The sequence below is a fragment of the Brucella pecoris genome (assembly GCF_006376675.1).
GTDB lineage: Bacteria > Pseudomonadota > Alphaproteobacteria > Rhizobiales > Rhizobiaceae > Brucella > Brucella pecoris.
Genome location: NZ_VEWK01000001.1, coordinates 657,912 through 683,678 on the forward strand (window position 1 = coordinate 657,912; position 25,767 = coordinate 683,678).

A 25,767-nucleotide genomic window follows, 5' to 3' on the forward strand; every position below is an offset into this window, starting at 1 on the left:
AATATCCGGCAGGCAACTCACTATCCAGAAGGATCACTGCCCTACATTGATGTGAACCGCAAGACTTTCCACCGTGCCGCCCAGACGAACTCCGGAAATAGGCGCCGCATCGCGATAATCGAGCCCGGTTGCAATCCGCACATAGCGGTCGTTCGGGCAAATATTGTTGGCGGCATCGAAACCGACCCAGCCCAGACCGTCAATATGAGCTTCGGCCCATGCATGACTTGCGGTCTGCTCTTCCACGCCTTCCATCATCAGATATCCCGATACGTAACGGGCTGGAATACCGATGAGCCTGGCCGTCGAAAGGAAAATATGCGTGTGATCCTGACAAACACCTTTCCCGGTTTCCAATGCGCTTTCGGCATCCGTTGAAACGCTCGTCGTTCCCGGCATATAGGCGATCGCCTTATGTATGGTATTCATCAACTCGTGCATCAGGGCAAGCCGCTCCAGTCCGGACGGGAGATCGCCCGCCAGAGTCCTGATGCGCTCACCCGGTGACGTCAGCGGCGTTTCGCGTTCGAAGAGCCAGAGCGGCGCATAACCATAGACAGGCCCCAATATGCCAACCCTATCTTCCACATCGATGCTACCATTGGCAGTTATGATGATTTCTTGGATATTGCGAGCATGTTGGACCAGATCTGTCTTGTTGCCGAAGCCGTCGATATAGGAAACCTCCGGCTCTCCACCTTCGATTTTCAGTTCCCAGTGCCTGACTACCTGACCCGGAACGGTTGGCGGACGCAGCCGCAACCTTTGCACCGCATAAGGAACCGGATGCTCATAGCGATAATGTGAAACGTGCCGGATGTTGAGCAGCAAGCGAAGACCTCAATAGAAATTATAGGTTTCAGCGATCTCGTTGCCGAGCCGGTTATTGCGGTTGATGAATTCAGTCAGGAATTCATGCAAGCCCACATCGAAAATCGCGGATATGTCCTGATTTTGCAGGCTTGCATAAATTTTGTCCGCTGTCTCGTGGCAGGCGGCGCGATGGTCGTAATCTTTTGACAGATAATCCAGATGTTCGGCGATGCTGCGATAGCAGTAATGGAGCGAGCGCGGCATACGACCATTCAGGATCAGATAGTCCGCGACCTGCGCCGGACGGTAATCACCATCATAAACCCAACGATAGGAGCGATGCGCTGATACGGAGCGCAGGATCGATTCCCATTGATAATTGTCCAGCGTCGTTCCGACATAGGATATCGCGGGCAGCAGGACATAGTATTTCACATCGAGAATACGGGCCGTGTTGTCGGCGCGTTCGATGAATGTACCGAGGCTTGCAAAATCGAAGATTTCATTGCGCAGCATAGTGCCATGAAATGAGCCGCGAATGAGCGCTGTCTCGCGCTTGATCTGATCGAGAAGCTGAGGCAGGTCGCTTTCTTTCAATGGCTTGCACAGCGATTTTTTTAGAACCATCCATGCTTCATTAAGGCTTTCCCATGCTTCTCGCGTCAGCGCCGTACGCACCATGCGGGCATTGGATCGGGCGGTTTCGAAGCATGTCATCACGCTCGACGGATTATCGGCGTCGCGCAGCAGGAAATCGGCGACATTGGCGGCGTTATAGACATCGTATTTTGCAGAGAAACCCTGACTTGCGCCCGCAGAAACCGCGACCGAAGACCACTCCTCCGGTGCGTCAGACGTCTTCGTCAATGCCATGCGAAGCCCCGCATCAACGAGGCGTGCCATGTTCTCCGCGCGCTCAATATAGCGGAACATCCAGTAAAGTCCGTTTGCCGTACGGCCAAGAAGCATAAATCATTCCCCTTTTCGCGCTCTGATCTTGTCGTCAGTTGCAGCACTTCAATCCAATTGTTTCAGTCGTCGAGTACCCACGTATCCTTGGTTCCTCCGCCCTGGCTGGAATTCACGACAAGCGATCCCTCTTTCAATGCCACCCGTGTGAGCCCGCCGGGCGTTATGCGGATACGGTCGGAAACCAGAACAAAGGGGCGGAGATCGACGTGGCGTGGTGCCAGCCCACTTTCCGTGAAGATGGGTGTCGTTGACAGCGCGAGCGTTGGCTGAGCGATATAATTGCGCGGCCTTGCTTTCAGTTTTTCCGTGAAAGCATCCCGTTCAGCCTTGGTCGACGCCGGTCCAACCAGCATTCCATAGCCACCAGAACCATGCACTTCCTTGACGACAAGCTCGGCCAGATTGTCGAGCACATAAGCGAGGCTGTCGGGCTCGGAACAGCGCCATGTCGGCACATTTTCCAGAATGGCTTTGCGGCCCGTGTAAAACTCTATGATTTCCGGCATATAGGAATAGATCGCCTTGTCATCAGCGATGCCGGTTCCGGGCGCATTGGCAATGGTGATATTCCCGGCCCTATAGACATCCATGATGCCGGGAACACCAAGTGTGGAATCTGGTCTGAAAGTGAGCGGATCAAGAAACGCATCATCAACACGCCGATAAAGTACGTCGATGGCGCGGTATCCTTGCGTGGTTCGCATTGCAACACGCCCATCAACGACGCGCAGGTCGCTTCCTTCCACCAGTTCGACACCCATCTGGTCGGCAAGGAATGCATGTTCGAAATAGGCTGAATTATAGATGCCGGGCGTCAGTACTGCGACGGTCGGCACATCCTGCGTACCCGGAGGCGCAAGGCTTGCCAGCGACTGGCGCAGCAATTGCGGATAGTTCTCGACCGGTCGGACCTTGACGTTCTGAAACAGTTCGGGAAAGAGCTGCATCATCGTCTCGCGGTTTTCCAGCATATAGGAAACGCCGGACGGCGTACGAGCATTATCCTCCAGCACATAGAACTGGTTTTCGGCGGTTCGTACGATATCGACGCCGATAATATGGGTGTAGACGTTGCCCGGAGGACGAAAACCGATCATTTCAGGCAAGAAGGCTTCATTCCTGAAAATCAGCTCTTTCGGAATGCGCCCTGCCCGGACGATTTCCTGACGATGATAAATATCGTCGAGAAAGGCGTTGAGCGCCATGACGCGCTGTTCAATGCCCTGCGACAGACGCCGCCATTCCTGACCTGAAATGATGCGCGGAATGATGTCGAAGGGAATGAGGCGCTCGCCCGCCTCCTGATCGCCATAGACGGCGAAGGTGATGCCCGTCTTGCGGAACACGCTTTCGGCGTCATCGCTTTTTTGCAGAAGTTTGTGCGGGTCTTGGCTGTCGAGCCACTGCTTGAGAAATTCATAAGGCTGGCGGACATTCCCGCCATGGTTGAGCATCTCGTCGAATGGCTTCACTGAATTCCCCTTCTTTTCCTTATTATTCAGTCCGGAATTAGGGAAAAGCAAGCATGGAAATCATGCAAAAGCGCAAAGCTGGGTTGCGCAGTTTCTTCGTGACAGATGATCTCAGGCGCGCTCTAATTCGCCCGCCAATGCAATTTCAATGATAGTTCAGCCTGGCCGGTGGGCCTTTACGACCGTCGGATCGGTATCGATACGTCCGGCCCCGATCAGGTCAAGACAATAAGGCACCGCTGGAAAAATCGCCTGCAAAGTCATGGCAATCGAAGCAGGTTTGCCGGGAAGATTGAGGATGAAGCTCTTGCCGCGGCTGCCCGCCGTCTGGCGTGACAGAATGGCGGTCGGAGTCTGCTCAAGACTGACGCGGCGCATCAGTTCACCGAAGCCGGGCAGTTCCTTATGCAGGACGGCCTGCATGGCTTCAGGTGTTTCGTCCCGCGGGCTCGGTCCGGTGCCGCCTGTTGTCAGGATCAGGTCGCAGGCTTCCTTGTCGCAAAGATCGATAAGCGTGTCGCGCACCGATTCCATGCCATCGGGAATGACGCGCCGGATCGTTTCATAAGGCGTAACGACGGCGCTTTTCAGCCATGATTCCATGGCCGGACCGCTCAGATCTTCGTATTCGCCGCGACTTGCGCGGTCGGAAACAGTCACGAAACCGATCTTTACCATTAAATCCTCACAGTAAGGTTTGGCTCTCAGCAAACTTTTGGTGATCTTATAGGCGCTCGCCAGTTTGATGTGAAGGTTTGCAGTTCCCGATTGAAAACGCCGCCCGTAGGCGGCGCTTCGCATATGATGACTATTGGAAATTACGGCGTAACGTCGAAGCCGAACCACTTTTCCGAAAGACGCTTGATCGTGCCGTCAGCCTTTGCAGCTTCAATGGCTTCGTCGAACATCTTCTTCAGTTCGGTATCGTCTTTGCGCAAGCCTACAGCAACACCACGGCCCAGAATACCGCCCTTGAAGAACGGACCGGTCATGACAATGTCTTCATTGCCCGGCTTCTTGGCAGCGTCCGTGAGGTAAGCGAGCGAAGCCACGATCAAATCGACGCGTCCGGCCTTCAGGTCGAGATCGTGCTGTTCCGTGGTCTTGTATTCACGGATGTCGATATTGTCCTTGAAATATTTGTCGAGGAGGGTCAGGCCAAGCGAAGCGGTCTGGACGCCAACGGTACGACCCTTGATTTCAGCCGAAACTTCGTCAATCGCCTTCTGCGCAGCCGCTTCATCCTTGGCGAGATAAAGAGTCTCGCCGGTGTGCGGCAGCTTGGCGTAAGGGCTGTCCTTCAGCGTTGCGAAAGTCTGCGGCGTCAGACCATAGGAAATCGAGAAGCTGATGGTTTCTTCGCGCTTCGGCGTTGCAGTAAGGCCAGCCATGATGGCATCGAACTTGCCAGCGTTGAGCGCCGGAATGATGCTGTCGAAAGGCTGGGCGACCATCGTGCACTCGACCTTCATGCGAGCGCAGAGGTCCTTGTAGAGATCGACTTCATAGCCATCCAGCGAGCCATCGGGCTTGGTGAAGTTGTAAGGACGGAAAGCGCCTTCCGTGGCGATGGTGATCTTCGTCCACTTCTTTTCCTCGGCATGGGCCGAGATGCTCGTCAGAGCAAGAGCGGAAATGAACACGGCTTTGAAAAGTCCGATGGTCTTCATTGCAGTCATCCTGTTGCGGTTGTTTCTGTCCGGCTGTCGCCGGAACATAGAATTTCGATGATTAAGCAGCGTTCTCGTGGCTGATGAACTTGCGGAAACGTTCGGATTTCGAGTTACCGAACACATCTTCCGGCGCACCGTCTTCTTCCACCAGTCCCTGATGGAAAAATACCACGCGGTTGGAAACGTCGCGCGCGAAACCCATTTCGTGGGTCACGACCAGCATGGTGCGGCCTTCTTCCGCCAGGCTGCGCATGACGCGCAGCACTTCGCCGACCAGCTCCGGATCGAGCGCCGAGGTCGGCTCGTCAAAAAGCATGACTTTCGGCTTCATCGCCAGCCCGCGGGCAATCGCTGCGCGCTGCTGCTGTCCACCCGAAAGGTGAGCCGGATAGAAATCACGCTTGTCGGCAATACCGACCTTCGCCAGCAAGGCTTCTGCCTCGGCGATGCATTCTGCACGCGGACGTCCCTGCACGTAGATTGGTGCTTCGATGATGTTTTCCAGAATGGTCTTGTGGGACCACAGATTGAAGCTCTGGAACACCATGCCCAGTTCCGAACGAATGCGCGAAACCTGCTTCTTGTCCGTCGGGTAGGCTTCACCCTTCGAATTTTTCGCCATACGGATGGTTTCACCAGAAACCGTCACAGTGCCCGACGTGGGAATTTCCAGAAGATTGATGCAGCGCAGGAAAGTCGACTTGCCGGAACCCGACGAACCGAGGATCGAAATGACCTCGCCCTCGCGTGCTTCGAGCGAAATGCCTTTCAGCACTTCATTCGCACCGAAGCTCTTGCGCAGGTTCTCGACTTTCAGCGCCACCGGTGCGTTGGGGGAAACGATTTTGCTCACGATGTTTGTCCTTCGGAGGAAAGCTTAACGACCGGCTGGCGCAGATAAGGGGTCAGCTTATATTCTGCAAACATCAGCGCACGCGTCAGAACGAAGTTGATGGCGAGGTAGATCGCACCGGCGATCACGAAGATTTCTATGGCTCGATAGCTCTCGGCGATCAGCTTTGCCGCGATGCCGGTCACTTCCATGAGCGTGATGATGGAAGCAAGCGAGGTTGCCTTGATCATCGATATCATCTCGTTGCCGTAACCCGGCAGTGCCTGACGGATCGCCAGCGGCATGACGATGCGCCGGAAGCAAGTAAAGGACGACATGCCACAGGCTTTTGCGGCTTCGATCTGGCCGTGCGGGACTGACAGCAGGCCGCCACGGATGATTTCGCTCGCATAGGCCGCATTGTTCAGTGTCAGCGCGATGATTGCACACCAGTAAGGCTCGCGCAAAACCGGCCACAGGAACGAGTAGCGGATGGCCGGAAACTGGCTGAGACCGTAATAGATGATGAATATCTGCACCAGAAGCGGTGTTCCGCGGAACACAAAGACGTAAAGGCGCGCAATCCAGTCCAGCACCTTGACGCCCGACAGTCGCATCATGGCAAAAAGCAAGGCCAGTATGGCGCCAAACACGATGGAGCTTACCGCAAGCTTTAGAGTTAGCGGAACCCCGCCCAGCATCTGGAAGAATGCATCGGAATAGAATTCAAGGTTCATTTTGCCCTCCTGACGCCGCGTGAGAAGTGGCGCTCGGCCATCTGCAGAAGTCCACCGGAAACCGACGAAATCAGCAGATAGAGCGCACCGGCAATGAGGAAGAAGTTGAAGGGCAGACCCGTTGAGCCCGCTCCGATTTGGGCTTGGCGGAGAAGCTCAACGACCCCGGCAACGGACACCAGTGCAGATTCCTTGAGTGAGACCTGCCAGACATTGCCGAGGCCCGGCAGAGCATGCCGCAGAGCAAGTGGCGCGATGATGCGACGAAATTTCAGCATCTGGCCCATGCCGCAAGCGGTTGCAGCTTCAATCTCTCCCTTGGAGACAGCCCTGAATGCACCTCGGAACACTTCCGTGTGGTGCGCACCGCAGGAAATGGCGATTGCCAGGACACCTGCCAGAAAGCCGGGAAAACCGATGAAGCCTTCCGCACCGAAATATTTACCGAGGGCAGTCACTGCCGCACTGCCGCCGAAATAGAACAGATAGATGACGAGAAGATCTGGAATACCGCGAATGATCGTGGTGTAGCCGTCGGCGACAGCGCGAAGCGTGCGCCCGCCGGAGATCTTCGCCCAGGCGGCGAAAACGCCAATGGCAGCGCCGAGAAGGAAGCCCAGAACGGCGAGCGCCACACTCACCAGTGCACCCATCATCAGCACATAGCCCCAGCCGTCCGGCCCGAAGCTCAAAATATCGAGAAAGCCCATCTGCTTCATGATGCGTCAGGCCCTGTTGGAATTGGGAGATTGAATGTCATTTCAATTTTCGAAATCTGCTTGCCCGACCACATCATTTTGCGGTTTTGGGCAGAGCGGGTTGAACGCTGTCCGGAATCGGATTGACGAAAACGGTTCCATTGAGCCGTTTTTCATGATCCTGCTTTGCTTTCTCGATCTGTCCCGGATTACGGAACAACTCGATGGCTGTGCTGCCCATGATCTTGGCAGCATGGGCCATACCCTTATGCGCTGCCGGCAGCTTGCCCTGTGCCACCATTTGCCACGAATGAAGCGGCGTGCCGATTGCGCAGGTCGCGCCGCGCATCTGCACGGTAGGGACAACCCAGCTCACGCTTCCGACATCGGTGGAACCGACAAGGGTGTTATCGCCTTTATAGGGCGTATAGATATCTTCGCAAAGTGCCAGACCTTCTTTGGGCTCCACACCGAAACGGCGGAAGGCATCGGAAATGTCCTCTCTGGAAAGCGTCCTCTGGAAGCGGCTTGCGGTTTCGCGATCCTGCTCGTCAAAGTCCGGAGGCCCGAGACGTTCGAGCTGCAGATGCATCATCTGTTCCAATGGCGTGTTGCCGATCAGATCGGCATCCCCGCTGACGATTTCGCTGCGGACCGTCGTTTCAGTCATCAGCGCAGCGCCTTCAGCGATCTTCTTGACGCGCTCCAGAAGGGTCTGCATTTCCGGCAGACTGCGCGCCCGGACGAGATAACGAACTGTTGCCTTGGCCTGAACGACATTCGGCGCAAAACCACCCGTATCGGTCACAGCGTAATGAATGCGCGCCGTGGATGGCATATGCTCGCGCATATAGTTCACACCGACATTCATAAGTTCGACCGCGTCCAGCGCACTGCGTCCCAGATGCGGTGCAGATGAAGCGTGAGCCGCGCGACCGCTGAAGTGGAAATTGATTTCGTTGCAGGCGAGCGAAACCGGATCGTTGACCCCAGCAAACGGTGCAGGGTGCCAGCAAAACGCGATATCCACATCGTCGAAAAGCCCTTCGCGGACCATGAACCCCTTGGCCGAACCGCCCTCTTCCGCCGGGCAACCATAATAGCGCACCCGGCCCTTGATGCCCTTTTCGGCAAGACAATCCTTCACCGCCGCAGCAGCGAGCAGAGAACCTGCCCCCAACAGGTTATGGCCGCAACCATGTCCGTGACCACCTGCTTCGATCGGCTGTTCTTCATCCAGTCCTGATATCTGGCTCAGGCCCGGCAATGCATCGAACTCACCAAGAATAGCGATGACCGGCCCTTCGTCGCCAGCCTCGCCCATCACAGCCGTCGGCAGGCCCGCAATACCACGCTCGACGCGAAACCCTTCGGCTTCCAGCATCGCTGCATGAGCATCGCTCGATTTATATTCTTCGTAGTTTGTTTCAGGATTATCCCAAACTGTATCGCTCAGTTCGAAATATGCGGCGCTCTTGGCGTCGACGATATCCCAGATATCGTGATGGTTTTTCAACTCGGCTCCATCGCTCATTTCACCGTCACCATACATGATGGCGGCGGGCATCAGGACGTCCCAACAGTCAAACTGTCGAAACCTTCCTCAGACTACAATTTTTGATGATGCTGATAGAACTCGGGCCTTGCTCTCGCAAGGGCAGATCGGAGAGTTGACGCAAAATTGCTTGTTTTCAGGCATTTTTTTGCCCTCAATCCGCATTTCGCTTCTGTTCTTCCGATTGAAGTTGGCTGCTGGCCTCCCACACGCCTCAATATTCCTCGCACCTGTACCCAGCAGTACCCGAGACAAATGGCGGGGAGTAGCCGTGATATTGGTCAAATTTAACGGATGTTTTCCCAATATGAAAAGTTCCGCCTGACAAATTGCCAACAAGTTCGTGAAGCGGTGTGGTTACCGCCTCCATTCCCCTTGAGTACCCGTGGTCGACACGATAGTTCATTGAGTGAATTGAACCCCCAGGGCAATGGTCATGGTACAGGCGGCACAGCAGGCGAATTTCATCATACGTCCACTCCAAAGAAGCGAAGTGACTGACATCTGGCAGATCGACCGCAGCGAGATCATTGAGGAAATGTATCGTCTGGAAGGAGAAAAGCTTCTGCTGGAGTCACGGTTCTATGATGTGCGGGGCTGGCCTGAAGGCGAAGCGGAGATCTATACACCTATCCTGCTCGACTGTTACGACCATGAAGGCGTGTTTCTCGGTGCCTATCTTGATGAAACCCTGGTGGCCGTCGCGGCCACGGATGTGCGTCCTGTCGGCGCATATCCTGACCTACACCAGCTTGGTTTCATGCATGTCAGCAATGCCGCCCGGGGAATGGGGCTTGCAGGCGAACTCTATCGACGCAGCATAGCCATGGCGAAGGAAACCGGAGCGGAAGGCTTTTATATTTCTGCGACGCCCACACGGCGGACCATCGATTTTTATCTGAGGCAGGGCGCGAAAGTCACAACGATGCCCGATCCGTTGCTGTTCAACCGCGAGCCGGAAGATATTCACCTCATCCATCGATTCAACGGCCAAGGTTCTTGACGCGGGACTGAAACCGTTATCATCGTCAGTCATGCGTATCCTGCTCGTCGAAGACAATCTCACCCTCGCAAACTGGCTGGCAAAAAGCCTGCAACAGTCGAGCTATAGCGTCGATACGGTGCACGACGCAGCCGATGCCGAACAGGCGCTCGCCTTCACGGAATACGATCTGGTAATCCTTGATCTAGGCTTGCCCGACAAGACCGGGCTTGACGTGCTGAAACATATCCGTGGCGGAGGCAATGAGGTTCCCGTCATCATTCTGACAGCCAATGCGAGCCTTGACGGACGTATTCGCGGTCTCGACGCCGGTGCCGACGATTATCTGGCAAAACCTTTCGAACTCAGCGAACTTGAGGCACGCATTCGCGCCCACCTTCGCAGGTCAAGCCAGCGGACCGCGCCAGTCGTAACCTGCGGCCTGCTGCGTTTCGACACCAACACTCGATTATTCTCTCTCGGAAATGATCCGCTGTCGCTTGCGCCCAAGGAACATGCGGTTCTGGAACAGCTTCTGCGACGTATCGGAACGACTGTCAGCAAGACCACGCTTGTTCAAGGCATCTACAATTTCGACAGCGAGACCGACGAAAATGCCATCGAGATCTACATTCATCGCCTGCGCAAAAAACTGGAAGGCACCAAGGCTGAAATCGTAACCTTGCGCGGCCTCGGCTATCTGCTGCGCGAAGCGAATTGAGATGAAACGGCTGCTCCACCGCCTTTCCCAGAGCCTGCGCGCGCAACTCGTTTCGTGGATCGTGATCCCGCTGATTGTCGTTGCCGGGATCAATCTGTGGACCGCGTGGCGCGCGTCGGAAAACATGGCCGGCATTGTGTCTGACCGCATGTTGACGGCATCAGCACGCGCCATCGGCGAAGCAACTGCCGCCTCGCATAATGCCATCGACGCCGTTATTCCTCCCGTCGCACTGGAGATGTTTTCGACAGGATATGGCGACCGGGTCTATTATCGCGTCGAGACGTCGGATGGGCGTCTGCTGGCAGGGTTTCCCGATTTGCCGAAACCAGATGAAATCGCAAACTACGACCCATTTCATTATGAGAGCATCTATCGCGACCATCCCTTGCGTCTGGTCGTCTTGCGCCATCCCGTCGCAGCGCCGCCCAATCTGCCACAAACAGTCGATGTGGTGGTGGGCGTCACCCTTGCGGGATATACCGCCATGCAACGGGAATTATGGTTGAACTCCGTGCTGGAACAGTCACTGCTCATCATTGTCGCCGGAGCCCTTTCGCTATTGGGCTTGCGCTTCGTGTTGCGCCCGCTGATCCGGCTTCGCAACGAAGTCCGCAATCGCACATCCGAGCTGGAACCGTTCGATCCGCAGACAGTCCAGACCGAACTCCGACCGCTGGTCACGGCGCTCAACCAATATATGGAACGCGTGCGCAAACAAATGTCGGCACAGCACCGTTTCATCCAGAACGCTGCGCATCAGTTGCGCACTCCGCTTGCGACGCTATCCACACAGGCCAGTTTTGCTGAACGGGCAACCAGTGACAGTGACCGCAGCGATGTTTTGGCAGGTATCAAGAAAACTGCCATGCAACTGTCGAGACTGGCAGGTCAGTTGCTGACACTTTCGCGTGCCGAACCGGGCAGCCGGCGCCCGCGCACCGACCGCGTGGACCTCGCGGAAGCAGGACAGCAAATTCTGGAAAGCCTCGCGGGTAAGGCGCTTGATCGCAAGATTGATCTCGGATTCGAGCTTAAAGCAGCCAAACCGATCATTTCAGGCGACGGCACCATGCTGCGCGAGATGATTGTCAATCTGGTCGACAACGCCCTCACCTACACGCCTGAAGGCGGCACAGTAACACTTGCGATCGATCAGGATGGGCGAAAAATTAATATCAGGGTCGAAGACAACGGACCCGGCATCCCGGCCAGCGAATATGAACACGTTTTTGAGCGTTTCTATCGTGTTCCGGGCACAGTTGTGGAAGGAAGCGGACTGGGCCTTGCCATCGTGCGCGAAGTTGCCGACACGGCGGGAGGCCATGTAGAGCTTTCCCAAACGAAAGGCGGCGGGCTTACGGTGACTGTCACCCTGCCCGCCGCCTGACGCATTCGACCTATCCGACTATCAGCTTCCCTGTTCGGAAAGCGCCTGCGGACGCCATTTCACCAGATGGTTTTCGACCAGTGTGATGATGAACTCCACGACGAGCGCCAGAACCGCCAGAATAACCATGGCAGCAAAGACGCCATTGGCATTGAACGTGCCCTGTGCCGTCGAAATCATCAGGCCGACGCCCTTCTTGGCACCGAGAAACTCACCGACAACCGCACCAACAAGCGCAAAACCGAAGCTGACGTGAAGGCTAGCCAGAATCCAGCTCATGGCTGACGGCACGATGACGGTGCGCGTGATCTGTGAACGAGACGCACCCAGAATCTGCGCATTGGCGATCAGCGCGCGGTCCGCTTCACGCACGCCCTGAAATGCATTGGCAAACACCACGAAGAACACCATAACGACGGCCAGCGCCACCTTGGACGCCATACCAAGGCCAAGTGCGATGATGAAAATCGAGCCCAGTACGACGCGGGGGATGGAATTGGCGATCTTGATATAGATCGAGAACACATCGGCGAGGAACTTGTTGCGGCCCAGTAGGATACCGCAAATGACGCCGCCAACTGCGCCGATCAGGAAGCCGAGTGCGGTTTCCTCCAGCGTCACGATGATCTGTTCTGAAAGCGGCCCCTGCGAAGTGCCTTCCGTGATCCATATCCATATCTGGTCGGCAATACCAGACGGACTTGCGAAGAAGAATGGATCGATCAGGCCGGTGCGCGCACCGAGTTCCCAACCGCCCAGAACGGCAACAAGAATGGCAAGACGTACAAGGATAACCACCGCGCGGCGGCGGCGCATGTCGGCGCGAAATTTCGCTTCGGTGCGGGCAAGTTCATCGGCACTTGCATTGGGATGCAGGTTTGCGGATGCGGAGAGAGCTTGTGTTGTCATATCATTTTCTCCGATTAGTTTCCGTTAGCCAGCGCGCGCTTCTGGCCGATCTGCACTTCCTCACGCAAATCGTCCCAGATCACCTTGGCGATATCGACGAACTGGCTGTCATAGCGGATATCTTCCATGACGCGCGGACGCGGGATGTCGATGTCATAGACGCTCTTCACGGTAGCGGGACCGGCGGTCAGCACATAGACCTTGTCGGCAAGCGCAATCGCTTCTTCGAGGTCATGCGTGACGAAGATGACCGATGCGCCGGATTGCTGCCAGAGATCGAGCAATTCGCCCTGCATCAATGTGCGTGTCTGCACATCAAGCGCGCTGAAAGGTTCATCCATGAGCAGAATTTTCGGCTCGTTGATGAAGGTCTGCGCCAGTGCCACGCGCTTGCGCATACCGCCCGAGAGCTGGTGCGGATAATGCTTTTCAAAACGGGCGAGGCCGACGCGTGCGATCCAGCTTTGCGCTTTCTCATAGGCTTCTTCCTTGCCCATGCCGCGATAGCGTGGACCCGCGCTCACATTGTCGATGACATTGAGCCAGGGAAAAAGTGCGTCTGCCTGAAACACGAAACCGATTTCGGGGCTGATGCCTTCGATGGGTTGGCCCATCAGGCGAACTTCGCCAGCACTTGGCTTGGCAAGGCCTGTCACGAGATTAAGCGTCGTCGACTTGCCGCAGCCGGTTGGGCCTACGACACAGGCAAATTCACCCTGCGCAACATTCATGGTGAAGTCGCGCAACGCAGTCATCATCTTGCCGTCCGGGGTGACGAAACGGCGGGTTACATTGTTGAGCGCGATTGCAGGCACGCTATTGCCAGCTTTCTCACGCGCAATGGTTCTGGGGGCTTCCATCAGCATGGGTTCCTCGCGGGTATGCGGCACCGCTCGCGCGTAATAATTTTGTTATCAAGCATTTCCGAACGCAAAACCGGTTTACACTTTTGGCTCGAAAATACTCTGTCGCGCGCCTGCAATGCGGTTGAATCTGTTGAGAACAACGAGACTGACGTTCATGCCTGAACGTCAGTCGAAGGCTGCTTACTTCGCAGCGTCGAGCGTTGCGTTGGCCTTATCCACGAACTCGGTCGTGAAGGTTTTCGAAAGATCGACCTGCTTTTCCTGTAGCGGCTTCTTGAAGGTTGCAAGAACCTTGAGAACAGTTTCAGGACCGTCCTTCGGCATGCGGCCATCCGGCGTGTATTCCGCCTTGCCTTCGGCAAGTCCTTTCACATAAAGGTCCTTGTCGCCGACGTAATAGTCCTTGGGCATCTGGTCGGCGATTTCTTCGGCGCTGTGCGAGGCGATGTAGCGCATAGTCTTGACCAGAGCGTTGGCAAGTTTCTGCGCATCTTCCTTGTGGGTTTCAAGCCAGGCCGTCTGCACATAGAAGGAAGCGGCTGGATAGGGTCCGCCGAGAGCTTCTGTGGTCTTCTCCGGTGTGCGCATATCGACCAGCACCTTGGCGTCGCCGCTCTTCAGCATATTGGCGACCGTCGGTTCCGTGGTCATGCCCGCCTGAACGGCATCCTGCTTGAAGGCCGCAATGAATGTATTGCCTGCACCGACCGGCAGCAGCGTATAGTCGCCCTGCTTCAAGCCATTACGCATGGCAAGATACTGGGTCAGAAAGTCCGTGGAAGAGCCGAGGCCTGTAACGCCCAGCGTATGGCTCTTGAAGTCGGCAGGCGACTTGATCTGATCGGCATATTTGCTGGATACCAGCTCTACCTCACCCGGTGCCTGGCTGAACTGGACGATGGACTGGATGAACTTGCCCTTCGATTGCAGGTCGATCGTATGATCGTAAAACCCGACAACGGCCTGGGCGGCACCGGCCAGCAGTTCGTTTTCCGCATCCACACCCGCACGGCTGTTGATCAGCTCGACATCAAGACCTTCATCCTTGAAGTAGCCAAGCTTTTCCGTCAGCACTGCGGGGAGATAAATCTGCTTTTCCATGCCGCCGACGATCACCGTCAGCTTTTCGGCATGGGCCGCGCCAGCGCCAACTATCATCGCGCCGCCAATGACGGTCGCGCCAAACAGATGACGGCATGAATCGATAGAAATTTTCATCTATGCTCCTCCGAGAGCTCCTGTTGGCCCGGCAAAGCCAGACCCCTCCTGATATGCAGCCGATTCCTCAATCGGTTCGGAATAGTTACCGCAGGCAAGCTTTCAACCAGCTTTCAACAAACTTGCAGCGGGTTCTCAAACCCGGAGAACTAAGGACCGGAGATTATCCCTATCTGCACTCGAAAAAACCGGATTACCAAAAAAACTGTCGTGATACGTTTGATATCGCTGTCATAAAACGATCTGTTGCTTTCCCTCTGAATTAGGGGTTCAATCAATCAAACGGGGGAGGCAACCATGCCATTTCGCGGCAACAAATATCAGGGAACATACGCGCCAAACGACCTTCAGCTTCTTCAGGCTGCCTATAATCGTTGCTGTGTATTGCTGGATCGGTGTCCGACAACACACGAAAGCAAAGAGGCGCTCGCCCGCGCAATCATAAGGACATATGAATCCGGCGAACAAGACCCGGATGAGATCGCCAAAATCGTAGCCAAGCTGGAACTTGCCCGCGCCTAGCATCCGCCTGTGTTGCGGCAGACACTCTAGTAGAAAACAGCTAAGCAATTCTTCTGGATTTGCTGCTGACTGACTATTTTACATAAAGTAAACAATTCTCAGTTATATTGCTTTGCAATTGGCTATCTTTTAGTGTAGCGGATCGCACGGATTTATAGGCTTTCGGATGGGATGATCTGTCCGTCAGCCATCTGCGGAATGCATAGAATGCCATTTTCGAGAGATTACTACTTCGGGCGTTTCAAACCCATTGAGTTGGATGAGCTGCAAGCGGCTTATGTGAAGTCGTGCGAAGCTATGAATCGCTGCCCGATAACCTCTCCTCACAAAGACGAAATGGCCCGCGAAATCATCCAGATTTATGAATGCGGTGTTTTCGATGCGGAAAAAATCGCGGAGCTCATGGTGCAGATCGAAGCGGTCAAACCCCGCCCAATGAGCGAACAATTGTTCGACAGTGTAAAGACAATCGAGCCCAAGATCGCCTGATCCTAGACCAGTTCAAATTGAAGAACCCGGACGCGCGAAGCGCATCCGGGTGTTTTCTGATCAGCGCTGCGCAACTGGACGGACAAGCGGGGTCACGCGACGGATGGTGACGCGACGGTTTTCCTGCTCCGCTGCTTGCGTGCGGATTTTGAGGAAACGCTCGCCATAACCCTGTGTGACAAGATTTTCCGCTGGAATGTCATAGACTTCCGTCAGAAGGCTCGCCACCGATTCAGCGCGCTTGTCGGACAGGACCAGGTTCGAACGATCCGAACCGACGGCATCCGTGTGTCCCTCGATAAAGAACGTCTCGCCAGGGTCTTTGGCCAGTACTTTCTGCATGGCGGTCGCAACCTTGCGAAGCGTCTTGGCTTGTGAAAGCGAAACCTCGGCACTTCCGGTTGCGAAGTGGATCGTATCCAGATCGATACGACGCACCTTGTCACGCAGACGGGCAGAATGACGGACCTCGTCTATCGTATAGACGCGTTCCACACGCTCCACCGGCGGCATGGCAAGGAAGTCATAGAAATCGCGATCCGGATCATCCGCGACGTCGATGATATAGTCCCTCACCGGAATGGTCAGACGCATCGGGGGCAGTTCATAACCCACATCGATAATCGAAGCGCGCGGATTGTCGTCATATTCCGGCGCATAGATCATCAGATACTCATTACCGTCCCGGTCGATACGGGAACGCTGAAGAATGTCACCATAACGATCATAAACCGTGACGATCTGGTTTCCGCCCGGGCGAACGATGGTTTCACGCGTGCGTCCCCGTGGCAGTTCATCGTAATAGGTTTCCTCCGCATCGCGGCGCAATCTCGGACGATCATCGCCACGCACGAAAATACGGTCACCCACGTCGAGAATGACGCGATTATCCACTTCCTCAATCACTTTGACGTTCGTGACATTGTTGCTCACGTTATTGACCGTCGTATTGTTGATAACCGTATTGTTCACCACAGTGTTGTTGATGATATTAGTGGTTTCCGGCACGGCAAAAACCGGTGCGCCCTTGATACGGGTGCCTTCTTCCTTGAGGTTGGCTTCGATCTTCTGCGGCAATGCAGCCTTCACTTCCTCCGGGATCGCAACCTGTGCCGCTGCATCGTTTGCGGGTGGCGGAGTGTTTTCCTCAGATGAACGTTGCTGTTCGCGCTGCTTGCGGCGTTCTTCCCGCGATTGGCTGCCACCGGAATTGTCGGCATCCTTGTCGCTATCTAGAATTGCAGCGCCATTATCGACCGGCAAGACGACCGTATCGTCTGTCTTGGCAGGGTCTTTCGCAATCTCCTGCTTTTCGTCGTTCGAGCGCTGATCGACAATCTCTGGTGCTGGCTCCGGTGCTGCTTCCGGTGCCGGCTCAACCGCTGGCATTTGCTGGCCTTCGGTTGATTGCGGTTGTTCAACCGACGGCATTGGCTGAGCCTCATTCTGCGGCTCTTCCTTAGCTTCAGGTTCTTGCGGTGGAGCTTCTTCGGGATGCTCAACAATGGATTCTTCCGCAGGTCCTTTCTGCGGAGGTGTTACCGGGGATGCCTCTGCCGGTTGCTCGGCTGGCTTTTCCGCATCCTGCGCCGGAGTCTCCTTGACAGGTTGCTCGGCCTGTTTGGTCGGCTCTTCCGTCGCGGGCTGCTCAGGCTTTGTTTCTGGTTCCTGTACGGGAGCCTCCTTCACCGAATTCTTAGCTGGCGCGGACTGCTCCTCATCTCCATTGGCCTTGCGAGCCGCCTCTTCATCGACCTTCTTCTGTTCTTCGGCGCGACGCTGGGCTTCTCCTTCAGCCGCCTTTTGCTGCTGTTCGCTCTGGCGCTGCGCCTCTTCCTCAGCCTTTTTCTGTTCGGCAGCCTGCTTTGCCTGTTCTTCGGCCTGCTTCTGCGCTTCGTGCTCGGCAGCCTTCTGTTGCTCTTCAGCCTGACGCCGAGCTTCCTCCTGAGCGGCTTTCTGCTGCTCTTCAGCCTGTCGGCGGTTTTCTTCCTCGGCAGCGCGCTGTTGTTCTTCAGCTCGACGCGCTTCTTCTGCTGCTGCCTTTTCCTGTTCTTCGGCCTCGCGCTGTTGCTGCAGCAACTGCTCGTCGGAAGGCTGGTCTCCACTTTCCTGCACCAGCAGAATTGGAGCCGTCAACGTATCCGCCATTACAGGTTGCGCGAGAATGGAGGCCGACAAAACCGGCACGGCAACCGTGGCAAGAAGCTTCGAACGAATAGACATAAATCCTTCTCCTTCTGGAAGGCAGAATTGATATGCATCTCACCCACAGAATCGGGGGCAATGACGCCGTAGAGCCGCCATCGATATCCATCGAATTGGGACAAATTCCGGCGACTTCACAAATCCGTTATCGTAATCCACATGAACACAGTCTGAACCCGACCGTTCCCAAATTACGAGATTTGCCGCATTCGCCTGGCCAGAAGTTCAATACCTTCCGCGATGCGATTGAGCGGAATGGATGAATAAGCAATGCGAAAATATCGGCATGGCCGGTCGTCGTTCCAGAAGAATGGCGATCCCGATTCGATCAACACCCCATCCTCGCGCAGATCGCGCGCAAGCTTGTCTGCATCCATACCTTCCGGCCCTTCGATCCAGAATGCCGTGCCGCCAAAACCCGACTTGCCAGCGATTTTCAATCCTTCTCGATCGAGAGCCTCAATCATGACGATGTGACGCTTGTGATATTCAATCCGCATACGGTGAATGACCGCGTCGTAATGGCCAAGCGCCAGAAAATAAGCAGCCGTTCGCTGCAGATGACCAGGTGGGTGGCGCAGCATGAGCGCGCGCAGCGCCCTCGCCTCGCGGATGACAGGCGCTGGTGCAACGAGATAACCGAGCCGAAGCCCCGGAAACAGCGACTTCGAAAAACTGCCCACATAAAGAACGCGGCCATACTGGTCGAGCGATTTTAGCGCTGGTGTCGGTGGCTGGAGAAAGCTCATCTCGAATTCGTAATCATCCTCTACAATCACGAAATCGCGTTCTGCAGCGGCCTCCAAAAGCGCAATACGCCGGGCACGTGGCATGGTGGCGGCTGTCGGCGATTGATGGCTGGGTGTCACGAATACCGCATCGATACCGTCCGGCAGCAATTCCGGTGGCAGGCCGCCCTGATCGACGTCCAGTGCCGTTACGCGGGCTCCTGTCAGATGGAGCGTGGCGCTGATATCGGGATGTCCCGGGTTCTCGCACACGACATGCGAACGCCGTGTCAGAAGCAGATGGCTGATGATCCAAAGCGCATTCTGTGCGCCAACCGTAACCAGTATTTCATCCGGCTCGGCCCGTATGCCACGGCTCGGCAGCGTGCGCGAACGGATATAATTGACGAGCTCCACGTCGTCAGCAGCGGCGAAATCGCCCGCCATGAGGATGAAATCTTCCCGTGCCAGCGCCCGCCGGGCGCAATCGCGCCATGCGGCGAGATCGAACAAAGTCTGGTCCATCTGGCCATAGAGGAAGGGATAGCGATATCGTCGCCAGTCCAAAGGCTTTCGAATGGTTTTCGCAATGTTGAAACCAAGCCGTAGTTTCGACGACCAGTCGACCGCGGTATCAGGTGTTTGCAAGAAGTCCTTGTCGGGCCGACTGATGGGAGGTGTTGCAGCCACGTGATAAGCACTGCGCGAATGCACCTCCAAATAGCCTTGAGATACAAGTTCCTGATAGGCCAGCGTCACAGTGAGCCGGGATAGTTTCAGGTATTCCGCCAGCTTCCGTGTCGAGGGCATGCGGGCGCCCGGTAAAACAGCACCAGAAAGAATGGCCGATACGGTTGTTTCACGGATCTGCGACTGCAAGCCCGTGTTTCGCCCGCCATCTATAAAGAAAATCGTCGGCGAAACCGCATCCAATGCCAAACTCCATTAGTAAATCTGCAAATACACTCAAGTTAGTGTCAGTTTTTCCGCTTCGGGCTCCACTTAGCAATAGTGTTTCTTCTTTCTGCGTCTCCCCATGGAATAATTCCGGTGGCAAGATGTGTGCATGCCCGGCTCGCGGGCAGTGCCATCTCGATCGCCAAACTGGACTTATTGACTATTCCAACTGGATATAAGGCAAAACTGATGAGATGGCTATCGTTTGTAACTGGAACTGAAGATTGGCGAAAAACGCCAGCAGTCGTGACCAAGTCAGGCATGGTTCGTAAATGGAAGGGGAACTCCATGAACTATTTCAATAGCATAAAACGGGTGGTGTTATTTTCGGCTGTAGCAGCGTTCTCAACGACTGCAGCCTATGCCGAAACCACGGTTGTGGTCGGCTATCAGCAGATCGTCGGTCCCTTTCTGACCGCGATCACAGATGGTAAGTTCGATGCGGCAGCCGAGAAAGCCGGATACAAGATCGACTGGCGCCAGTTCGCCTCGGGTGGAGATATCTCGACCGCACTCGCCTCGGGCAATGTCCCCATTGGTGTGATCGGCTCGACAGGTATCGCAGCAGCCGCCACGCGCGGTGTCGAACTTCAACTCTTCTGGATCCTCGACAACATCGGCAAATCAGAAGCCTTGGTGGCGCGCGAGGGTTCCGGCATTGAGAAGCCGGAAGACCTCAAGGGCAAGAAGATCGGTGTGCCGTTCGTTTCCACCTCCCACTTCCATCTTCTCGTTGGCATGGACGACATCTGGAAGATCAATCCGCGTGACGCGGAAATCCTCAACATGACGCCGCCACAAATCGTTGCCGCCTGGCAGCGCGGCGATATCGACGCGGCCTATGTCTGGCCACCAGCACTTTCCGAGATCCTCAAGACAGGCAAAGAAATTGCCAATTCGGAAGAAATCGGTGCGAAAAGCGTTCCGACCTTCGACGGACTTGTTGTGGACAAGAGCTTCGCCAGCGAAAATCCGGAATTCATGACCGCCTTCACAACGGTGCTGAAGGACGCCTATGCCGATTACAAAGCCAATGGCAGCCAATGGACAGCCGATTCCGAACAGGTCAAAGGCATGGTCAAGCTGATCGGCGGCAATGCTGCTGACATACCCGGCGCACTCGCGCTGTTGTCCTTCCCCACAGCGGAAGAACAGGCCTCGCCGACATGGCTTGGCGGCGGTAAGGACAGCGGGGCACTTAAATCCGTTACCCAGAGCGCGAAATTCCTTGTCAGTCAGAAACAGTTGGATCAGGCTCTGGATGATTATAGCGGCAATGTAAACGGCAGTTTTGCCGAAGCTGCAGCGAAGTAATTACGTGAAGTAATTCAAGCGCCTCCGCCAGCGGCTGGCTTTCGGGCAAGCCGCTGAACCGAGACGGTTCCTGTATTATTGTGAAATCTGGTTATACCGGAACCGCTCCTTCGTTCCCGAAAGGTGACGTCATGGAAACCTTGAACGTATCGAATGTCAGCCTGACCTATCCTGGTCTTTATGTGGAAGAAGCCGTGATTGCGCTAAAGGGTGTCAATCTGCGGATCGACAGCGGGGATTTCGTAGTGGCGCTCGGTGCGTCAGGCTGCGGAAAAACCACGCTTCTCAACCTCATGGCGGGGTTCATGATCCCGTCAGCAGGGGAAATAACGCTTGGCGGAAGGCAAGTGCGTGGTCCCGGCGCCGATAGAGGTGTCGTCTTCCAGAAGCACGCTCTTCTTCCCTGGCTGAATGTCGTCGACAACACCGAGTTCGGCCTCAAGCTTCAGGGTGTACCGAAAGCTGAGCGGCGCCAACGCGCTGCCAAGAACCTCGCACTGGTAGGCTTGCAGGACTTTCACAATCACAAGATCTATCAGCTTTCCGGTGGTATGCAGCAGCGTGTCGGCATTGCCCGCGCATTGACTTGCGACCCTGCTATGCTGCTCATGGATGAGCCCATGGCAGCGCTCGATGCCCTTACTCGCGAAACGATCCAGGAATTGCTTCTGCGGGTCTGGCAAGTGACTAACAAAATGTTCTTCTTCATCACTCACAGCGTCGAAGAGGCCTTGTTTCTCGGTTCGCGGTTGATCGTCATGTCGCCACGTCCCGGACGGATCACCCATACATATGATCTGGATTTCAACCGACGCTTTCTGGAATGCGGTGACGCGCGCGCCGTCAAGTCCAGTCCCGACTTCATCAAGATGCGTGAGACAATTCTGGGGATTATCTATGGCGATGAACGTGCATCAGGAAACCCGGAACTGGTCCATGCTTGAGTTTTTTACTCGGGCGCGGCCAGTCAAGCCCGGTAAGATCTACGGCGCTCCCGGCGATGGTAACAGCGGCTTCATCAGTCTTTTCACTGCGCTCGCCCTGCTGGGACTATGGTTTCTCGTGACGGGAATGGGTTGGGTCAAGCCGCTTTTTCTCCCCTCTCCCTTTGCAGTCTATGGCAAGTTCGTGGTCGCCATGACAGATGGCGTGGCAAACTCCACTCTGGCCGAACATACGCTCGCCAGCCTTGGACGTGTATTAGGCGCCTTCGCAATTGCCTGTATCACGGCGATCCCTATCGGCATCATGATGGGCATGAGCAATGTCGTTCGTGGCGTACTGGACCCGATTATCGAGTTTTACCGACCGCTGCCGCCCCTTGCCTATCTCCCATTGATCATCATCTGGCTTGGTATCGGTGAATTCCCGAAGGTGTTCCTTATTTTCCTGGCAATCTTCGCTCCGATGGCGATCGCGGCCAGAGCCGGCGTTCGCTCCGTGTCCACAGAACAGATCCATGCGGCCTATGCGATGGGCGCATCCCGGACGCAGGTGATAACCCAAGTCATCATGAAAGCGGCTATGCCGGAAATCTTCACTGGCATGCGTATCGGAATTGGTGTGGGTTGGACAACACTTGTGGCGGCAGAAATGGTGGCAGCCCACCGTGGTCTTGGCTTCATGGTGCTCAACGCGGCACAGTTTCTGGCCAGCGACACCGTCATCATGGGCATCATCGTCATCGGCGTGTTCGCTTTCGCCTTCGACCTTCTGATCCGTTACATGGAAAAGGTCCTCATCCCGTGGAAGGGCAAAGTCTGATGGCGATACAACCAGTTTAACAGCCCGACCGAAATCCCATTCACAACATCAATCGCGCGGCAATTCTGCCGCGCCACAGGGAAGCTTTGCCCGAAACCAGGGCAGATTTCAGACGCATCAAGGAGCATTCGAATGTCCGCCGGACAACTCACAGAGAAGCATTTTTCCGACCTCTTCGACGCCTTCAACCGGCACGACATCGACGCGATCATGGCCTTTTTCTCCGATGACTGCGTGTTCTACACCATCGGCGGCGAGGAAGTTTACGGCACCCGTCTCGAAGGCAAGGATGCCATCGCCAAGGCGTTCTCTAGCGTCTGGGCTGCTATGCCCGATGTGAAATGGGATGGGCACAGGCACTTCGTGAGCGGCGACCGTGCCGTGTCCGAATGGACCTTTCGCGGAACGGACGCCACCGGCGCGCGCGTCGAGGCCGAGGGCTGCGATCTCTTCACACAGCGTGACGGCAAGATCGTCCGCAAACAGGCATTCCGCAAGAACCGGCCTTTGCTGAAGGCGTAAGCCCCAACAATGTCCGTCGGTGATTTGGAGGACCGGCATATGGATACCCACACACTCAACAGTTTCTCCGCCACCCAGCCATTCGATCCCGCCTATGATCCGGTGGTTTCGAAGACGCCCGGACAAGGCCGCGACTATGCACCGACATACTGGATCGGTACTGCCGGACCGGCGCCGGAGGATGACGGCCCTATTCGTGGAGACGTTGATGCCGATGTCGTCATCGTCGGTTCAGGTTATACGGGCCTCTCGGCAGCGATCCATCTCGCCCGGGATCACGGCGTCAAAGCCATGGTACTGGAAGCGAATGGCGTTGCATGGGGATGCAGCACCCGCAACGGCGGCCAAGCGCAGATTTCAGCCGGGCGGCTCAAGCGTTCGCAATGGATCGAGCGTTGGGGCGTCGATGTCGCCCGGAAATTGCATAAGGAAATTGCTGAAGGTTTCGACCTCTTTCGCGCACTCATTGCCGAACCGGAAATAGATTGTGATCCGCAGGATGGCGGTCATCTTTACATTGCCCATCGCGACAAGGTCCTTCCATCGCTGGAGAAGGAGTCCCGTCTGCTGAATGAGGTGTTCGGCTATCGGACGCGCATGGTTGGTCGCGATGAGATTCACCGCGACTTCATCCGCGATCAGGAGGCGCACGGGGCTATGTACGAGCCGGACGGCATAGGCATTCACGCCGCAAAACTCGCCTTTGGCTATCTTCGGCTTGCCCGTAAGCTGGGTGCAAAGGTGCATACCGCAAGTCCGGTCCTTAGCTGCCGGAAGAACGGTAATGTCTTTCATCTCAACACGCCGAACGGTACGGTCAAGGCGCGACAGGTATGTTTTGCGACAGCGGGATACACCTCGCCCGGCCTTCACCCGTTAACGCGATATCGGCTGATGCCGGTGCTGTCGAACTCCATCGTGACGCGACCGCTGACGCCGGATGAGATAGAAGCTTGCGGTCCCAAGACCGGCATTCCGCTGACCGACACGCGGACGCTTCGCCACTATTATCGTTTTCTGCCGGACGGGCGGATGCAGATTGGCAGCCGCAGCGCCATTACGGGAGCCGATGCGCCAAACCGGAAATATTACGATCTGTTGCTTTCGGGGCTTTACCGGAAGTTCCCGGCGCTGACCGGCATCAAGATCGATTATTCCTGGTGGGGATGGGTCGATGTCAGCCATGACATGATGCCCCGCATCTATCGTCCCGATCCGACGCAGGAAATCTACTATGCCATGGGCTACGGTGGCAACGGCGTGATGTATTCCGCACAGGCCGGACGCCGGGTCGCCCAATTGATGACAGGCCAAGGACAAGGGCTGGACCTGCCGATCTTCACCTCCGAACTGCCGAGCTACGGCATGCTGACGCCATTTCGGCGCATAGGCCAACGCGCGATGTATCGCTGGTATGCGCTGAAAGACGAAGTTCTCTGAATTGCAAGGAAAGGTACTCGCCATGAAAATGACGACGGAAGAAGCGTTTGTTAAGGTTCTGCAGATGCATGGGATAGAGCATGCATTTGGGATCATCGGTTCGGCGATGATGCCGGTTTCGGATCTGTTTCCGAAGGCAGGCATTACGTTCTGGGATTGTGCGCATGAGACGAATGCGGCGCTGATCTGCGACGGCTATACGCGTGTGACCGGCAAGATGGGCATGGCGATTGCCCAGAACGGTCCGGGTGTGACCGGCTTCGTGACCGCCATCAAGACGGCCTACTGGAACCACACGCCGATGCTGCTGGTCACGCCGCAGGCTGCCAACAAGACCATTGGGCAGGGCGGCTTTCAGGAAGTGGAACAGATGGCGCTGTTCGAGGAGATGGTCTGCTATCAGGAAGAAGTGCGCGATGCGACCCGCATTCCCGAAGTGCTGAACCGGGTGATCGAGAAGGCGTGGCGCGGTTGCGCACCGGCGCAGATCAACGTTCCGCGCGATTTCTGGACGCAGGTGATTGATGTCGACCTGCCGCAGATCGTGCGACTGGAGCGTCCGAGCGGCGGGCGCGACGCCATTGCCGAGGCTGCAAAGCTTCTGACCGAAGCAAAATTCCCGGTCATTCTCAACGGTGCCGGTGTCGTCATCGGCGGCGCAATCCCGGAATCCATCGCGCTTGCCGAAAGGCTCGATGCGCCGGTCTGCTGCGGCTACCAGCATAATGATGCCTTCCCCGGCAGCCATCCGCTTGCTGCAGGCCCGCTCGGCTATAACGGCTCCAAGGCCGCGATGGAACTGATCGCCAGGGCCGATGTGGTTCTGGCGCTCGGCACCCGCCTCAATCCGTTCTCGACGCTGCCCGGCTATGGCATCGACTATTGGCCGAAGGACGCCAAGATCATCCAGATCGACATCAACCCGGATCGCATCGGCCTCACCAAGAAGATCACGGTCGGCATTTGCGGCGATGCCAAGCAGGTCGCG

General features: G+C 55.9%; 25 protein-coding genes. 11 read left to right on the forward strand and 14 right to left on the reverse strand.

The genetic code is table 11. From position 1 onward, the window contains the following. Positions 1–33 precede the first annotated feature (33 nt). From FIB18_RS03020 to FIB18_RS03060, 9 genes are all read right to left on the reverse strand, one after another. Positions 34–831, reverse strand: coding sequence for a transglutaminase family protein (locus tag FIB18_RS03020; RefSeq protein ID WP_140019350.1), 798 nt, complete (start codon positions 829–831; stop codon positions 34–36). Positions 832–840: 9 nt separating this feature from the next. Next, on the reverse strand, positions 841–1,782 hold the full coding sequence (locus tag FIB18_RS03025) for an alpha-E domain-containing protein (protein ID WP_140019351.1): 942 nt from the start codon (positions 1,780–1,782) through the stop codon (positions 841–843). Between the two features lie 62 nt (positions 1,783–1,844). Beyond that, positions 1,845–3,257, reverse strand: a complete 1,413-nt coding sequence (locus FIB18_RS03030) for a circularly permuted type 2 ATP-grasp protein (protein ID WP_140019352.1) — start codon at positions 3,255–3,257, stop codon at positions 1,845–1,847. Between the two features lie 156 nt (positions 3,258–3,413). Beyond that, positions 3,414–3,935 (reverse strand): molybdopterin adenylyltransferase, encoded by a 522-nt coding sequence (gene mog / locus FIB18_RS03035; protein WP_140019353.1) that lies wholly within the window; start codon positions 3,933–3,935, stop codon positions 3,414–3,416. A 140-nt stretch (positions 3,936–4,075) separates the two neighbouring features. Further along, positions 4,076–4,927 carry a transporter substrate-binding domain-containing protein gene (locus FIB18_RS03040; RefSeq protein WP_140019354.1) on the reverse strand — a complete coding sequence of 284 codons (852 nt, stop codon included), beginning with the start codon at positions 4,925–4,927 and terminating at the stop codon, positions 4,076–4,078. Between the two features lie 61 nt (positions 4,928–4,988). Continuing rightward, entirely contained in the window at positions 4,989–5,783 is a 795-nt protein-coding gene (locus tag FIB18_RS03045) for an ABC transporter ATP-binding protein (RefSeq protein WP_109988779.1), read from the reverse strand. Continuing rightward, on the reverse strand, positions 5,780–6,499 hold the full coding sequence (locus FIB18_RS03050; protein WP_140019355.1) for an ABC transporter permease: 720 nt from the start codon (positions 6,497–6,499) through the stop codon (positions 5,780–5,782). Before FIB18_RS03050 ends, FIB18_RS03045 begins: the two co-directional genes overlap by 4 nt. Then, positions 6,496–7,218 (reverse strand): ABC transporter permease, encoded by a 723-nt coding sequence (locus tag FIB18_RS03055; protein ID WP_105544458.1) that lies wholly within the window; start codon positions 7,216–7,218, stop codon positions 6,496–6,498. The genes FIB18_RS03050 and FIB18_RS03055 overlap by 4 nt, the downstream gene beginning before the upstream one ends. A 73-nt stretch (positions 7,219–7,291) precedes the next feature. Next, complete coding sequence (locus tag FIB18_RS03060) at positions 7,292–8,764, reverse strand: M20 family metallopeptidase (protein ID WP_140019356.1); 1,473 nt, start codon at positions 8,762–8,764, stop codon at positions 7,292–7,294. A gap of 424 nt (positions 8,765–9,188) precedes the next feature. Here FIB18_RS03060 and FIB18_RS03065 point away from each other — a divergent pair, with 424 nt between their 5' ends. The 3 genes from FIB18_RS03065 to FIB18_RS03075 are packed head-to-tail and all read left to right on the forward strand — an operon-like array spanning position 9,189 to position 11,845. Beyond that, complete coding sequence (locus FIB18_RS03065) at positions 9,189–9,755, forward strand: GNAT family N-acetyltransferase (protein WP_140019357.1); 567 nt, start codon at positions 9,189–9,191, stop codon at positions 9,753–9,755. A gap of 31 nt (positions 9,756–9,786) precedes the next feature. Then, a complete protein-coding gene (locus tag FIB18_RS03070; protein ID WP_140019358.1) occupies positions 9,787–10,455 on the forward strand; it encodes a response regulator in 669 nt (222 codons plus the stop codon). Between the two features lies 1 nt (position 10,456). Then, entirely contained in the window at positions 10,457–11,845 is a 1,389-nt protein-coding gene (locus FIB18_RS03075; protein ID WP_140019359.1) for a sensor histidine kinase, read from the forward strand. 21 nt (positions 11,846–11,866) lie between these two features. Here FIB18_RS03075 and FIB18_RS03080 read toward each other — a convergent pair whose 3' ends face one another. The 3 genes from FIB18_RS03080 to FIB18_RS03090 all read right to left on the reverse strand — a co-directional run bounded on the left by FIB18_RS03080 (position 11,867) and on the right by FIB18_RS03090 (position 14,838). Next, on the reverse strand, positions 11,867–12,754 hold the full coding sequence (locus FIB18_RS03080) for an ABC transporter permease (RefSeq protein WP_140019360.1): 888 nt from the start codon (positions 12,752–12,754) through the stop codon (positions 11,867–11,869). Between the two features lie 14 nt (positions 12,755–12,768). Beyond that, positions 12,769–13,620 carry an ABC transporter ATP-binding protein gene (locus FIB18_RS03085; RefSeq protein WP_174977382.1) on the reverse strand — a complete coding sequence of 284 codons (852 nt, stop codon included), beginning with the start codon at positions 13,618–13,620 and terminating at the stop codon, positions 12,769–12,771. 180 nt (positions 13,621–13,800) lie between these two features. Continuing rightward, complete coding sequence (locus FIB18_RS03090; protein WP_140019362.1) at positions 13,801–14,838, reverse strand: ABC transporter substrate-binding protein; 1,038 nt, start codon at positions 14,836–14,838, stop codon at positions 13,801–13,803. Between the two features lie 297 nt (positions 14,839–15,135). Between FIB18_RS03090 and FIB18_RS03095 the strand changes: the two genes are divergently transcribed. Together FIB18_RS03095 and FIB18_RS03100 are read left to right on the forward strand one after the other, a co-directional pair. Further along, entirely contained in the window at positions 15,136–15,360 is a 225-nt protein-coding gene (locus FIB18_RS03095; protein WP_140019363.1) for a hypothetical protein, read from the forward strand. A gap of 207 nt (positions 15,361–15,567) precedes the next feature. Next, on the forward strand, positions 15,568–15,849 hold the full coding sequence (locus FIB18_RS03100; protein WP_140019364.1) for a hypothetical protein: 282 nt from the start codon (positions 15,568–15,570) through the stop codon (positions 15,847–15,849). A gap of 60 nt (positions 15,850–15,909) precedes the next feature. On the opposite strand, the gene FIB18_RS03105 is transcribed toward FIB18_RS03100, so the two are convergent. Beyond that, entirely contained in the window at positions 15,910–18,072 is a 2,163-nt protein-coding gene (locus FIB18_RS03105; protein WP_140019365.1) for an OmpA family protein, read from the reverse strand. Positions 18,073–18,245: 173 nt separating this feature from the next. Continuing rightward, the gene (gene pdxR / locus FIB18_RS03110; RefSeq protein ID WP_174977383.1) at positions 18,246–19,721 is read right to left on the reverse strand and encodes a MocR-like pyridoxine biosynthesis transcription factor PdxR; all 1,476 of its coding nucleotides are present in this window, start codon (positions 19,719–19,721) and stop codon (positions 18,246–18,248) included. Between the two features lie 306 nt (positions 19,722–20,027). On the opposite strand from pdxR, the gene tauA reads away from it, so the two are divergent. The 6 genes from tauA to FIB18_RS03140 all read left to right on the forward strand — a co-directional run. Then, a complete protein-coding gene (tauA, locus tag FIB18_RS03115; RefSeq protein ID WP_140019367.1) occupies positions 20,028–21,053 on the forward strand; it encodes a taurine ABC transporter substrate-binding protein in 1,026 nt (341 codons plus the stop codon). 131 nt (positions 21,054–21,184) lie between these two features. Next, positions 21,185–21,997, forward strand: a complete 813-nt coding sequence (locus FIB18_RS03120; protein WP_140019368.1) for a taurine ABC transporter ATP-binding protein — start codon at positions 21,185–21,187, stop codon at positions 21,995–21,997. Then, positions 21,990–22,817, forward strand: a complete 828-nt coding sequence (locus tag FIB18_RS03125; RefSeq protein WP_140019369.1) for an ABC transporter permease subunit — start codon at positions 21,990–21,992, stop codon at positions 22,815–22,817. Before FIB18_RS03120 ends, FIB18_RS03125 begins: the two co-directional genes overlap by 8 nt. A 132-nt stretch (positions 22,818–22,949) precedes the next feature. Then, positions 22,950–23,339: a nuclear transport factor 2 family protein gene (locus FIB18_RS03130; RefSeq protein WP_140019370.1), complete on the forward strand. Its 390-nt coding sequence runs from the start codon at positions 22,950–22,952 to the stop codon at positions 23,337–23,339. Positions 23,340–23,378: 39 nt separating this feature from the next. After that, positions 23,379–24,779 carry an NAD(P)/FAD-dependent oxidoreductase gene (locus tag FIB18_RS03135; RefSeq protein ID WP_140019371.1) on the forward strand — a complete coding sequence of 467 codons (1,401 nt, stop codon included), beginning with the start codon at positions 23,379–23,381 and terminating at the stop codon, positions 24,777–24,779. Positions 24,780–24,801: 22 nt separating this feature from the next. After that, positions 24,802–25,767: thiamine pyrophosphate-binding protein (locus FIB18_RS03140; RefSeq protein WP_268898971.1), on the forward strand; the 966-nt coding region annotated here is incomplete at its 3' end.